The organism is Pseudoalteromonas sp. SR45-4 (assembly GCF_014163535.1).
GTDB lineage: Bacteria > Pseudomonadota > Gammaproteobacteria > Enterobacterales > Alteromonadaceae > Pseudoalteromonas > Pseudoalteromonas nigrifaciens.
This window is the reverse complement of record NZ_JACJDO010000033.1, coordinates 36332-47899: the sequence shown is the minus strand read 5'-3', so window position 1 is coordinate 47899 and position 11568 is coordinate 36332. Positions and strand designations below refer to the sequence as shown.

Below are 11568 nucleotides of genomic sequence, written 5' to 3'. Positions count from 1 at the left end.
CGATGATAGTGTAGCATTTGCTATGTGAAAGTAGGACATTGCCAGGCTCCAAATTGTAGAAAGCCCGACTAGAAATAGTCGGGCTTTTTTACGTCTGCAGAAAAGTGAAATGTGGGTGAATAATGGACAAAAGTCTCTCGCGTAGGTTGGGCGAGCGTAGCGACACCCGACACTCAAATCATAAAAACATCACCACTAGCCAATGAATGTGGTGCATTTGCACTGTGATTTTCTACCGCTGTGGGCACTACGACATTTTACAGCGTTGTCGCTACGAAGTAGCGCGCCGACTCCAAATCGAGATAGCCCGATTGAAAATAATCGGTTTTTTTTACGTCTGCAGAAAAGTAAAATTCAAGTCATTAATAAGTAAAACTCAAAGATAAAAAAATACTATGCTGATAAACTCAAAGTACATTTATTTTAGACTTGTATGAGCATGACAGCATTTTCTAGCCGAGTTTATTTACTGCGACATGGTGAGCTTACGACTAAAGATGTTTTAGCGGGGCATACCGATTTTATATTGAGTAAAAAAGGGTTTGAGCAGTTAAATATCGCCTGTGGCAGGTTAGCAAATATTGATTTAGTTACCTCATCGTCTTTAAAGCGCTGTAGTGAGTTTGCTCGGCAATTTTGTGATTTTAATAAAATACCACTGAATATAACCGACGATATTAAAGAGTTTAACTTTGGTGATTGGGATGGCCAAAGCTATGATGAACTGTGGCAGCATACTAAAACACCGACAATTGGTGACTTTTGGCAAAGCCCTTGGCTCGTGACGCCACCTAACGGTGAAAGCATGGCTCATTTTTATCAGCGCATAACAACGTGGTGGCAGCAATTATTAGTTAATACTATTTGCCAAGGTACTCGCTCACAACTTGTAATTACGCATGCAGGAGTAATAAAGCAATTACTCGCTATTATTTGTCAGGTGCCAAAACAGTTAAATTATCAAAATATATTTACTGTGGGTTATGGCAAGGTTATTTGTATCGATATATTTTTTGATGAAAATGGCCAAGCTTGGCCTAAAATTATTTTTTAAAAACGCCTGATCCTCTTTTATCACAACGATATCAGTTGTGGGATTTAGCAGTTATCTTTTTACTTTTTTGAAAACGTGAGTTGCTACACAATGTTTAAAATAGCCCCTTTGAATAATCAATTTGACCACCTTATTCACAATAAAATAAATAATAAAACCAAACCCCTAGGGGCACTAGGTCAGCTTGAACTGATTGCATTACAGTTAGTAAAAATACTATCTCAAACGATAAAGAGTGACGTTGAATTTACTGCATTTAAAGCTGAGATTTGTAACCCTACTTTAGTTGTTTTTGCTGGAGATCATGGGATTGCAGCGCAAGGAGTATCAATTGCACCGAGTGAAGTAACTGCACAAATGGTCGCTAACTTTGTCGCTGGCGGCGCTGCTATAAATATATTTTGTCAGCAACTTGGCTGGCAACTTGAGGTTGTTGATTGCGGTATATTAGAAAAAAGCCCTGCTAGCAAGGTACATGATTGCCGACTTGGTAATATAACCGCCCCGCTTAACTTACACATGGCCATGAGCACTGCGCAAGTAGAGCAAGGGTTTAGTAATGCTAAGTCACTGGTTTTACAGCTTAAACAACAAGGCTGTAATACATTGGCTATGGGGGAGATGGGAATTGGCAATACCACGAGTGCCGCAGCTATTATGGCAGCAATATTAAATTTACCTGTGACGCAATGTGTGGGTAGAGGCACTGGCGTGAGTGACGAATTAATTGCGCGTAAAATCAATGTTGTTGAGCAAGCATTACAACTGCATAAAGCCCACTTGGCTGATCCAATAGCGCTGCTTGCTGCAGTGGGTGGCTTTGAAATTGTGCATATTACCGGTGCAATGCTAGCGGCGGCAGAGCAAGGTATGGCCGTTATTGTTGATGGCTTTATTTGTAGTGCTGCGGCTATGGTTGCGATTAAAATTAACCCTATAGTAAAAGAGTATTTAATTTTTGCTCATTGTTCTAATGAACAAGGCCATCAACAAATGTTAAGCAAGCTTGAAGTTAAACCCTTGCTACAATTAGATTTACGCTTAGGTGAAGGCACTGGCGCAGCATTGAGCTTACCTTTGCTACAAGCCGCTCTTGGCTTTTATAACCACATGGCAAGCTTTGCGGATGCCGGTGTTGAGCAGGTTGTATAATATGAGTGACAGTTCACTTTTAGATACCCCAAATAATAAATTACAAACCAAGGTCACGCAGTGGCAGTTAGTATTATTGGCGATTAGCTTTTTAACCCGCATTCCGGTTGCTTTGCGTTTTAATGTTACTAATACTCACCTTAATCAAGCCAGTCGCTATTTTGCATTAGTAGGTTTGTTACTTGGTGGGTTGTTGGCACTTAGTTACTGTATTTTTCAGCTGTTGTTACCGCCGTCTTTAAGTGTGTTATTAATGATGGCTTTTGGCTTGCTATTAACTGGCGCGTTTCATGAAGATGGCTGGGCTGATGTGTGGGATGGCTTTGGCGGCGGTTGGCAGGTAGAGCAAAAATTAACTATCATGAAAGATAGCCGTTTGGGTACTTATGGAGCTGCGGCATTATTTATAATATTGCTGATTAAGTTTCAGAGTCTGGTATTACTTAGTACTTCGCTCACAGCCATTATAACTGCGATATTGCTGGGTCAGTGTTTAAGTCGGGTAATAGCAACCAGTTTAATTATGAGCATGGATTACGTGAGTGAGGATGCCACCTCAAAAGTTAAGCCTATCGCTATGCATTTGTCGTTTAACAGCTTAGCTATTTTAACGCTCACTGCAGTAATTTTATTACTGAGTTTAATTTTCTTAAATATTATTGTATGGCAAACAGCGGTGATTATTATTGCCGTGTTGCTCATTTTACGCAGTGTATTAGTACGCTGGTTTAAGCGCCAGCTAGGTGGTTATACTGGAGATTGTTTAGGCGCGGCGCAGCAGTTATCTGAGGTGGTTATTTACTTAACCTTAGTGGGCTTATTATGAGCAACAACCATGCACTTATTTTAGGTGGTGCCCGCAGTGGTAAAAGTCGTTTTGCAGAACAGTTAGCGATTAAGAGTAATAAATCGGTGATTTATCTTGCCACTGCACAGCCTAATGACGATGAAATGCAAGTACGTATTACGCGCCATCAAAAAGACCGCCCAGCAAACTGGCAATTAGTTGAAGAGCCCATAGCGCTTGCCAAACTACTTAAAGCCCATAGTAAAGCTGATAACTGTATATTGGTAGATTGTTTAACGCTATGGCTTACAAACTGTTTATGCCATAGCGACAAGCATTGCTGGCAAACGCAAAAAGCTGAGTTATTAGCTCAACTTAAAAGCTTACCAGGGCAAGTTATTTTTGTAAGTAACGAAGTGGGGCACGGTATAGTTCCGCTTGGCGAATTAAGCCGTACATTTGTAGACGAATCTGGCTGGTTACACCAAGCATTAGCTGCGCAGGTTTCCCAAGTTGAGTTTATTATGGCGGGTTTAGCGCTTACATTAAAAAATAAACAATAAACCCCTCCCTTAGAAACACACTGCTTAGTTATATATTGTACAACCTGCAGAGTAGGCTTTGTAGGTTGTTTTTAACGAATTACTGCTTCAAATATCTTTAACTTTAACCGCAGGATTTCCAACCACCACGATGTTGGCTGCCACATTTTTTGTTACTATCGAGCCCGCTCCAATAACGGCATTATCGCCAATAGTTATTCCAGCTAAAATTATTACGCCTGCACCAACCCATACATTATTACCTATACTAATTGGCTGGCTAAAGTTTTCTTTACTTAATCTTTGCTGCGGATCTAGCGCGTGAGATACAGCTAGCAATTGTACATTAGGGCCTATTAAACAGTCGTTACCAATACTAATGGCCGACTCAGGTAGCGGAGAATCTAAAATGGTGCAGTTAATATTTATAAAGGTACGATCACCAATAATAAGTGTACTACCATAATCGCAGTGAAACCCTGCTTCAATAATTACCTCTTCACCGCAATCAAAAAATAAGCTTTTAATACGCTTTAAATTGCCCTTACTGGGGCTTTTATTAAATAAACGGCAGATATCGCCGGCGAGCTTACGCTGAGTTAAATATTCTTTACTGATACTATTAAATAATTGCATATACTTTACTTTATTCGGCTATTACCCCTAGCTTACCGTATTTTAAGTTTTATTATAATTTGATTAAATTGCTTTATTTTTGCTCGTTCACTTGCCATTTAACTAGTTTCGTTTAAAATTGCGCATCTTTCGAAACGAAACTTAATTGCATATCACTTATGACCAAACGAAACACCCAGCAACGACGTCACAATATATTGGCTCAGGTTAATGAGCTTGGTGAAGTGGTCGTGGAAAAATTAGCTGAGCAGTTTCAAACCTCAGAAGTGACCATTCGAAAAGATTTAACTGCGCTTGAAAAAAGTGGCCTGTTACTGCGCCGTTATGGTGGAGCTATTGCATTACCAAAAGAGATAGTAAGCGATGAGATTGATTCTAAGCGTAAAGTGGCTATAGCCAAGGCTGCAGCCGCACTGATCAAAGATCATAACCGCATTATTATTGATAGCGGGCGCACTACAGCAGCAATGATCCCAGAGCTTGCAAGTAAACAAGGCCTAGTTGTAATGACGAATGCTATTAAAGTTGCTAATCGCTTGCTAGCGCTCGAAAACGAGCCAACATTATTGATGACCGGTGGGACATGGGATCCGCATTCAGAATCGTTTCAGGGGCAAGTTGCAGAAAGCGTACTATGCTCTTACGACTTTGATCAGCTATTTATTGGTGCCGATGGCATAGACGTAAAGCGCGGTACTACTACCTTTAACGAACTAGTTGGCTTAAGCCAAGTAATGGCAAAAGCAGCACGTGAAGTTATAGTGATGGTTGAATCAGATAAAATTGGCCGAAAAATCCCAAATTTAGAATTACCGTGGCAAATAGTAACCACCTTAATAACCGACAATGGCTTAGCAGACGATAAACGCAAAGCAATTGAGGCATGTGGTGTAAAACTAATTTGTGCAGAGATTATGGAATAGCCCGTTAACTTGAATTCAGGTTATAAGCGGGCAAATATTTAAAAAATTAATGGAGACACTATGTGTGGAATAGTTGGGGCAGTTGCAGAACGTCCAGTAAATAAAATTTTAGTTGAAGGCCTTAAACGCCTTGAGTACCGTGGTTACGATTCAGCAGGCGTAGCACTGCTTGATGGCAACACCCTTAAAACTGTAAAAGCAGTTGGTAAAGTAGTAAACCTAGAATCGGCACTTGAGCAATCAGGTGTTAGCGGCCATACAGGTATTGCACACACTCGCTGGGCTACTCACGGTAGTGTAACTGAAGCCAATGCACATCCACATGTTTCAAGCGGCCAGCTAGCACTAGTACACAATGGCATCATCGAAAATCACGTAAGCTTGCGCGCCGCATTAAAAGGCGACGGTTACGAATTTTTATCAGACACCGACACCGAAGTTATGGTGCACTTAATTCACCAACTTCGTCAGCAACACAAAACCTTACTCGCATCAGTACAAGCTGCCGTTAAGCAATTTGAAGGTGCATTTGGTACAGTTGTATTTGATAAAGACAACAGCAACGAAATTATTGTAGCGCGCTCAGGCAGCCCACTTGTTATAGGTTTAGGGCTTGGCGAAAACTTTATTGCCTCTGATCAATTGGCACTACTACCGGTTACTCGCAGCTTTATATTTTTAGAAGAAGGCGACGTAGCACGTATTACACGTGACACAGTAGAAATTTTTGATGCCGATGGCAACGCTGTAGAGCGTGAAGTGGTTGAATCAAACATCACTCAAGATGCATCAGGCAAAGGCGATTACCGCCATTACATGCTAAAAGAAATTTACGAGCAGCCACTTGCTGTACGTAATACCCTTGAAGGGCGTTTAAACAACGACCGAGTAGCAATTGACGCTTTTGGCGACAGTGCACAACAAATATTTAAAGATGTAAAACACGTACAAATTATTGCCTGTGGTACGTCTTACCATTCGGGTATGGTTGCACGTTACTGGCTTGAGCAATTTGCAGGCGTAAGCTGTAATGTAGAAATTGCCTCAGAATTTCGCTACCGCCAGTCGTTTGTACACGAAAAAAGCCTACTAGTAACTATTTCACAATCAGGCGAAACAGCCGATACACTTGCTGCACTGCGTTTAGCAAAGCAACAAGGTTACATGGCGTCAATGACCATTTGTAACGTACCTGGCTCATCACTTGTACGCGAATCAGACCTTGCCTTTATGACCAAAGCCGGCGCCGAAATTGGCGTAGCATCTACTAAAGCGTTTACTACGCAATTAGTTGGTTTGTTAATGCTTACTGCGTCTATAGCGCAAGAAAAAGGCCTTGATCAAAGCGCAATTGTTAATGCAATTAAAGTACTACCTGCAAAATTAGAAGAAACTTTACAGCTTGCAGATAGCATTGCCGAGTTAGCAGAAGAGTTTGCCGACAAGCAACATTCACTATTTTTAGGTCGTGGTTCGCAATACCCAATTGCAATGGAAGGCGCGCTTAAGCTTAAAGAAATTTCGTACATTCACGCAGAAGCCTACGCTGCAGGCGAACTTAAACATGGTCCACTAGCACTAATTGACGCCGACATGCCGATTATTGTTGTAGCACCTAATAACGAACTGCTAGAAAAACTTAAATCAAACGTAGAAGAAGTACGTGCTCGTGGTGGTATTATTTACGTATTCGCAGATAAAGATTCTCACTTTGAATCAGACAACACCATGCGTGTTATCAACGTAAATCACACTGACGATATTATTGCGCCAATTGTTTACACCTTACCATTACAGCTACTGTCGTACTACGTAGCGGTAATTAAAGGCACAGACGTTGACCAACCACGTAACTTAGCTAAATCTGTTACTGTTGAATAACAAGAAGTTAGTGTTATAAGATAAAAAAGACGCGAAAGCGTCTTTTTTTTGCCAGTAACTAAATGCGATTTAAATCACTAACCCCTACTTAATAAGCGTTAAATACGCTAAAATTGCAGGCTAATTTTTAGTAATGAGCCCACACCTTTATGACCTCAGCCACAAGCCCTAGCACTTTTAACGAACTTGGCCTTATTCCAGAGCTATTAGCTCGTTTAACCGACTTGGAATATACCCAACCTACTCCAATTCAAGCTAAGGCTATACCTAGTGTGCTTGCAGGCAGTGACTTAATTGCTGGGGCAAATACAGGCTCAGGTAAAACAGCAACGTTTGCGCTGCCAATGCTACAAAAAATGTTCCTTGAACAAGGTAGTAAAAGCGCAGCCAGCAAAGGTAACTTTGTAACGGGGCTTATTTTAGTACCTACTCGTGAGCTTGCTACTCAAGTAGCCGATAGCGTTAAATCGTATTCTGCTAACTTTAATGGCGCAATTAAAACGATTGCTGTGTTTGGTGGTGTATCGGTTAATACACAAATGCAGGCACTTCGTGGTGGCGCTGATATTATAGTGGCAACACCAGGGCGCTTACTCGATTTAATCTCAAGCAATGCTATTAAGCTCGATAAACTAAATACACTCGTGCTTGATGAAGCCGACCGTATGCTAAGCCTTGGCTTTACCGAAGAGCTTGCTGAGTTATTAGCGTTAATGCCTGCTAAAAAACAAACTATGTTATTTTCAGCAACTTTCCCAGAGCAAGTTAAGCTATTAACACAAGATTTATTAAACGACCCTGTTGAAATACAAGTTCAAAGCAAAGACGAAAGCACTTTAGTACAGCGTGTATTTTGCGTTAATAAAGGCGAGAAAACCACTGTTTTAGCGCATTTAATTAAAACCCATAAATGGCGCCAAGCACTGATTTTTGTTAATGCTAAAAAAGATTGTGAACACTTAGCGCAAAAGCTTGAAAAGCGCGGTGTTAATGCACAAGTTTTTCATGGCGATAAAGGCCAAAGTGAACGTACCCGCGTAATAGAAAAGTTTAAAGCAGGCGAAATTGAAGTGCTAATAGCAACTGATATTGCAGCACGTGGTTTAGATATTGAAAAGCTGCCAGTGGTTATTAACTTTAATCTACCACGCAGCCCTGCTGATTATATGCACCGTATTGGCCGCAGCGGCCGTGCAGGTGAAGTGGGTTTAGCGCTTTCATTAGTTGATTATGAAGATTTACATCACTTTAAAATAATTGAGAAGAAAAACAAACTACGTCTTGAGCGCGAGCAAGTGGCAGGCTTTGCAGTGAACCAAGCGAATGTTGATGCCGCACAGGCGCTTAAAAACGAAAAGCCAATGGCAAAACCCGAAGGCACGGGCAAGAAAAAGAACAAAAAAGCAGATCTTGAAGACGATGTTTGGGCTGGTTGGCGAGGTAAATCTAAGTAACCGGAGTTCAAGTTAAGTAATTAGAGTAAACATTGATCTAAAAAGCCGACGTTACGTCGGCTTCTTTGTGCTGCATCAGTATTTTATTTATAAAATACGTCTACAGTACCTTTTACTTTTATAAGTAATGGTTGGCCACGACGATCTAGCGCTTTAGGTGCGGCAACTTTGATCCAGCTTTCGCTGATGCAGTATTCTTCAACGTCAAAACGCTCTTTGCCGTTCAGAGTTACACCAATTTCATGTTCGAATACTTCTTCTACATAAAACTTGCTGCGTGGATTAATCGAAAGTTGGTCTGGTAACTCTGGTTTATTTGTATCAGTCATAATTGTGATCTGCATTGAATAGATAGTGCGCTATTGTAGGCAATACAGGTGTTATGCTCAAGCACGACAACAATAAATGCTAATAAAGTTAGCTATTAAATTTCACAGTTAAGCGCGGCGGTTTAAATTAATAACTAACAGTGCAGCTTGTCTGCAATTAATGAAACGTTAAACTAGCCAGTGAAAAGCTCATTTTACGTTGGCGTAAGTCAATACTTTTTAAGGTCACATTCACACGCTCACCAATAGTAAATTTTTGTTTGCTGTTGCTCCACTGTTGTTTGGCAGCATTAAATACAAACTCACCTTGGCTGAAGCTACTCACCGCTACTAAACCCTCAACGCCTGTGCAGTCTAGCTCAACAAAAAAGCCAGCGCTTGATACACCACTAATAGTGGCGGTAAATGTATCGCCAAGGTATTTTTCCATATAGCTACATTTTAAGGCGCTTTCTACTTCACGGCTAATATCGTTGGCTTTGCGCGATTGTGCTGAGCAATGCAAGCTTAATGTTTCTATACTTTCAAGGTTATAAGGGTATGCCTTTTTAGCTAACTTGCTAACGCTAGACGCTTTATTAGCAAACACATTTAAGAAGCTTATCGCCCGCTGTAAACCATTTTGCTGCTTAGCCTGAATTTTGGCGCGAATTGCACGATGGGTTACTAAATCTGCATAGCGACGAATTGGCGAGGTAAAGTGAGCGTAAGCATTGTATGCTAGGCCAAAGTGACCTTGGTTATTAGCCGAGTATTCGGCTTGCGATTGTGAGCGCAGTAATAAAGTACGGATCACGCTGGCATCGCTGCGCTGACTAATGTTATTTAGTAGTTTATTGTAATCGGCTGGCGTTGGCTTATCACCGCCGCCAAGCTGCAGTCTTTTTTCGGCCAGTAGCGCCCGTAGCGTTTGTAGCTTTTTCTGTTGTGGCCCTGCATGTACTCTAAATAATCCGGGGATTTGGTGTTTATCTAAAAACTGTGCGGTACACACGTTAGCGCACAGCATAAATTCTTCAATCATGCGGTGTGCGTCATTGCGCTCTATTGGCTCAATACTGGTAATTTTTTGATTTTTATTCAGATTAAGCTTGAGCTCTTGCGTATCAAAGTCAATAGCGCCGCGAAGTTTGCGCGCTGCGCTTAAATCTAAATAAAGATAATGCAAATTTTTAATCAGTGGCGACACATCAGCATTCAATTCGGCTAATTGTTTAGCTGAGCTAGAATGGGGTTTAGCAATGACAGCATGTGCTTGTGTGTAGGTTAGCCTTGCATGTGAGTGGATCAGCCCCTCTGTAAAATTAGCTTGAGTCACTTGACCATCTTGGCTAATGGTCATATCACACACTAATACCAGGCGATCTTCATGTGGGTTTAACGAGCACAGGCCATTTGATAATGCTTCTGGCAGCATAGGAACAACTTGTCCCGGGCAATAAATAGAGGTGGCGCGTTGTTGCGCTTCTATATCTAACACATCATTGGGTTTTACATAATGCGACACATCGGCAATAGCGACCAGTAAACGCCAGTTTCCTTGCTCTGTTCTTTCGCAGTATACGGCGTCGTCAAAATCTTTTGCGTCTTCGCCATCAATAGTAACAAACGGAAACAAGCGGTAATCTACACGCGCTAATTTATCTTGCTCGGTTACTTCATTACCAAGTGAACTTGCTTGTGCTAGTAAATCCTTGCTCCAGCTATCTGCAACACCATGACGACGCAGCGCAAGCTTTGTTTCCATACCTGCAGAGTGAGGCAGACCAAGTACTTCGGTTATTTGCACTTGAGTTGCATGGCGAAAAGTAGGGTACTGGGTAATTTTAGTGTTTACATACTGGCCCACACTGGTGTTTGCTAATTGGCACTGCGCTACTTGCACTTTTTGTGGGCATTTTGTGTTATTGGCTACTAGCACGTAGTCTGTGCCTTGGCGCTTTAATATACCGGCTAAATGGGTGGTTTTATGCTCAATAATTTTTATTAATTTATTGTTTGAGCGTTTATGACTAGCGGCTTCTTGTAGTATTTGTACTATATCGCCTTCAAATACGTGAGCTAACTGGTTCTTAGCGATAAATAAATCTTTTTCGCTGGCGCTATAATTAACGAAACCAAAGCCATCTGCATGTAGGGTAATTACACCACTCACAAGTAAGGCTTGATCAATAACTTGGTAACCTTTGTGTTGGCTAAACATAAGTTGGCCATCGCGTTCCATGGCGCGTAAACGCCTTCTGAGGGCTTCTTTTTGCTCAGCATTTTTTAGCTCTAAGGCATGCGCGATTTGTTCACGGTTAAGGTTTTTTTTCATTTTGCCAAAAAGGCTTAAAATAAATTCACGACCCGGGATCGGGTTGTCATAAATTGGTGATGATAATGGTGCGGTTGGGTTCAAATTCATAAAACTCTCTTAAATTCGCCCAGCGCTTTTACTGTGTATCTACAAACTAGGAATATAAAAGACTTAAGATTGATAAAGATAAGGTGGAATAAAGCATAAGGCGAGACTGACTCGAACAGTGAGTCGAAAATAAATTAAGCTGCATAGTACATACTCAATTTTAAATGTTTAGTAATACCAATTACTTAATGTAAGTGGTAAAAAATTAGCTCACAGACAAATTAATTATATGTGAGCTGTTAATACACTAAAGCGTATTATTTAACAGTGTTTATATACAAACAATGTTTTCGGCTTGTGGGCCTTTTTGACCTTGAGTAACAGTAAACTGTACACGTTGGCCTTCAGCTAAAGTTTTGAAACCGTCGCCTGAAATTGCACTGAAATGTGCAAACACGTCTGC

General features: G+C 41.0%; 11 protein-coding genes. 7 read left to right on the top strand and 4 right to left on the bottom strand.

The window, feature by feature from the left end; all coding sequences use genetic code 11:
• The first annotated feature begins 433 nt into the window (after positions 1 to 433).
• From H5058_RS13635 to cobU, 4 genes are all read left to right on the top strand, one after another.
• Positions 434 to 1054: a histidine phosphatase family protein gene (locus H5058_RS13635; protein WP_225741021.1), complete on the top strand. Its 621-nt coding sequence runs from the start codon at positions 434 to 436 to the stop codon at positions 1052 to 1054.
• Between the two features lie 90 nt (positions 1055 to 1144).
• A complete protein-coding gene (gene cobT / locus H5058_RS13630; protein WP_182678604.1) occupies positions 1145 to 2206 on the top strand; it encodes a nicotinate-nucleotide--dimethylbenzimidazole phosphoribosyltransferase in 1062 nt (353 codons plus the stop codon).
• 1 nt (position 2207) lies between these two features.
• The gene (locus H5058_RS13625) at positions 2208 to 3032 is read left to right on the top strand and encodes an adenosylcobinamide-GDP ribazoletransferase (protein WP_089368913.1); all 825 of its coding nucleotides are present in this window, start codon (positions 2208 to 2210) and stop codon (positions 3030 to 3032) included.
• Positions 3029 to 3556 (top strand): bifunctional adenosylcobinamide kinase/adenosylcobinamide-phosphate guanylyltransferase, encoded by a 528-nt coding sequence (cobU, locus tag H5058_RS13620; RefSeq protein ID WP_182678602.1) that lies wholly within the window; start codon positions 3029 to 3031, stop codon positions 3554 to 3556. The genes H5058_RS13625 and cobU overlap by 4 nt, the downstream gene beginning before the upstream one ends.
• Positions 3557 to 3643: 87 nt before the next feature.
• Here the strand turns inward: cobU and H5058_RS13615 are convergent, their stop codons facing one another.
• On the bottom strand, positions 3644 to 4171 hold the full coding sequence (locus H5058_RS13615) for a sugar O-acetyltransferase (RefSeq protein ID WP_182678601.1): 528 nt from the start codon (positions 4169 to 4171) through the stop codon (positions 3644 to 3646).
• 158 nt (positions 4172 to 4329) lie between these two features.
• On the opposite strand from H5058_RS13615, the gene H5058_RS13610 reads away from it, so the two are divergent.
• From H5058_RS13610 to H5058_RS13600, 3 genes are all read left to right on the top strand, one after another.
• Positions 4330 to 5094 (top strand): DeoR/GlpR family DNA-binding transcription regulator, encoded by a 765-nt coding sequence (locus H5058_RS13610; protein WP_086993160.1) that lies wholly within the window; start codon positions 4330 to 4332, stop codon positions 5092 to 5094.
• Between the two features lie 60 nt (positions 5095 to 5154).
• Positions 5155 to 6975, top strand: a complete 1821-nt coding sequence (glmS, locus tag H5058_RS13605; protein WP_011329617.1) for a glutamine--fructose-6-phosphate transaminase (isomerizing) — start codon at positions 5155 to 5157, stop codon at positions 6973 to 6975.
• Positions 6976 to 7124: 149 nt separating this feature from the next.
• The gene (locus H5058_RS13600) at positions 7125 to 8429 is read left to right on the top strand and encodes a DEAD/DEAH box helicase (protein ID WP_182678599.1); all 1305 of its coding nucleotides are present in this window, start codon (positions 7125 to 7127) and stop codon (positions 8427 to 8429) included.
• Between the two features lie 83 nt (positions 8430 to 8512).
• On the opposite strand, the gene H5058_RS13595 is transcribed toward H5058_RS13600, so the two are convergent.
• The 3 genes from H5058_RS13595 to H5058_RS13585 all read right to left on the bottom strand — a co-directional run.
• Complete coding sequence (locus tag H5058_RS13595; RefSeq protein WP_172459242.1) at positions 8513 to 8758, bottom strand: DUF3297 family protein; 246 nt, start codon at positions 8756 to 8758, stop codon at positions 8513 to 8515.
• 157 nt (positions 8759 to 8915) lie between these two features.
• Positions 8916 to 11165: a ribonuclease R gene (rnr, locus tag H5058_RS13590; protein ID WP_182678597.1), complete on the bottom strand. Its 2250-nt coding sequence runs from the start codon at positions 11163 to 11165 to the stop codon at positions 8916 to 8918.
• Between the two features lie 271 nt (positions 11166 to 11436).
• Positions 11437 to 11568, bottom strand: a 132-nt coding sequence (locus H5058_RS13585) for a cold shock domain-containing protein (RefSeq protein ID WP_182678595.1), incomplete at its 5' end; no start/stop codon positions are given.

Bases quoted from the DNA above. Each gene is read 5' to 3' on its own strand.
- H5058_RS13635 (WP_225741021.1), top strand. From the start codon at position 434: ATGAGCATGACAGCATTTTCTAGCCGAGTTTATTTACTGCGACATGGT.
- glmS (WP_011329617.1), top strand. From the start codon at position 5,155: ATGTGTGGAATAGTTGGGGCAGTTGCAGAACGTCCAGTAAATAAAATT.
- rnr (WP_182678597.1), bottom strand. From the start codon at position 11,165: ATGAATTTGAACCCAACCGCACCATTATCATCACCAATTTATGACAAC.
- H5058_RS13615 (WP_182678601.1), bottom strand. From the start codon at position 4,171: ATGCAATTATTTAATAGTATCAGTAAAGAATATTTAACTCAGCGTAAG.
- H5058_RS13595 (WP_172459242.1), bottom strand. From the start codon at position 8,758: ATGACTGATACAAATAAACCAGAGTTACCAGACCAACTTTCGATTAAT.
- H5058_RS13610 (WP_086993160.1), top strand. From the start codon at position 4,330: ATGACCAAACGAAACACCCAGCAACGACGTCACAATATATTGGCTCAG.
- cobU (WP_182678602.1), top strand. From the start codon at position 3,029: ATGAGCAACAACCATGCACTTATTTTAGGTGGTGCCCGCAGTGGTAAA.
- cobT (WP_182678604.1), top strand. From the start codon at position 1,145: ATGTTTAAAATAGCCCCTTTGAATAATCAATTTGACCACCTTATTCAC.
- H5058_RS13600 (WP_182678599.1), top strand. From the start codon at position 7,125: ATGACCTCAGCCACAAGCCCTAGCACTTTTAACGAACTTGGCCTTATT.
- H5058_RS13625 (WP_089368913.1), top strand. From the start codon at position 2,208: ATGAGTGACAGTTCACTTTTAGATACCCCAAATAATAAATTACAAACC.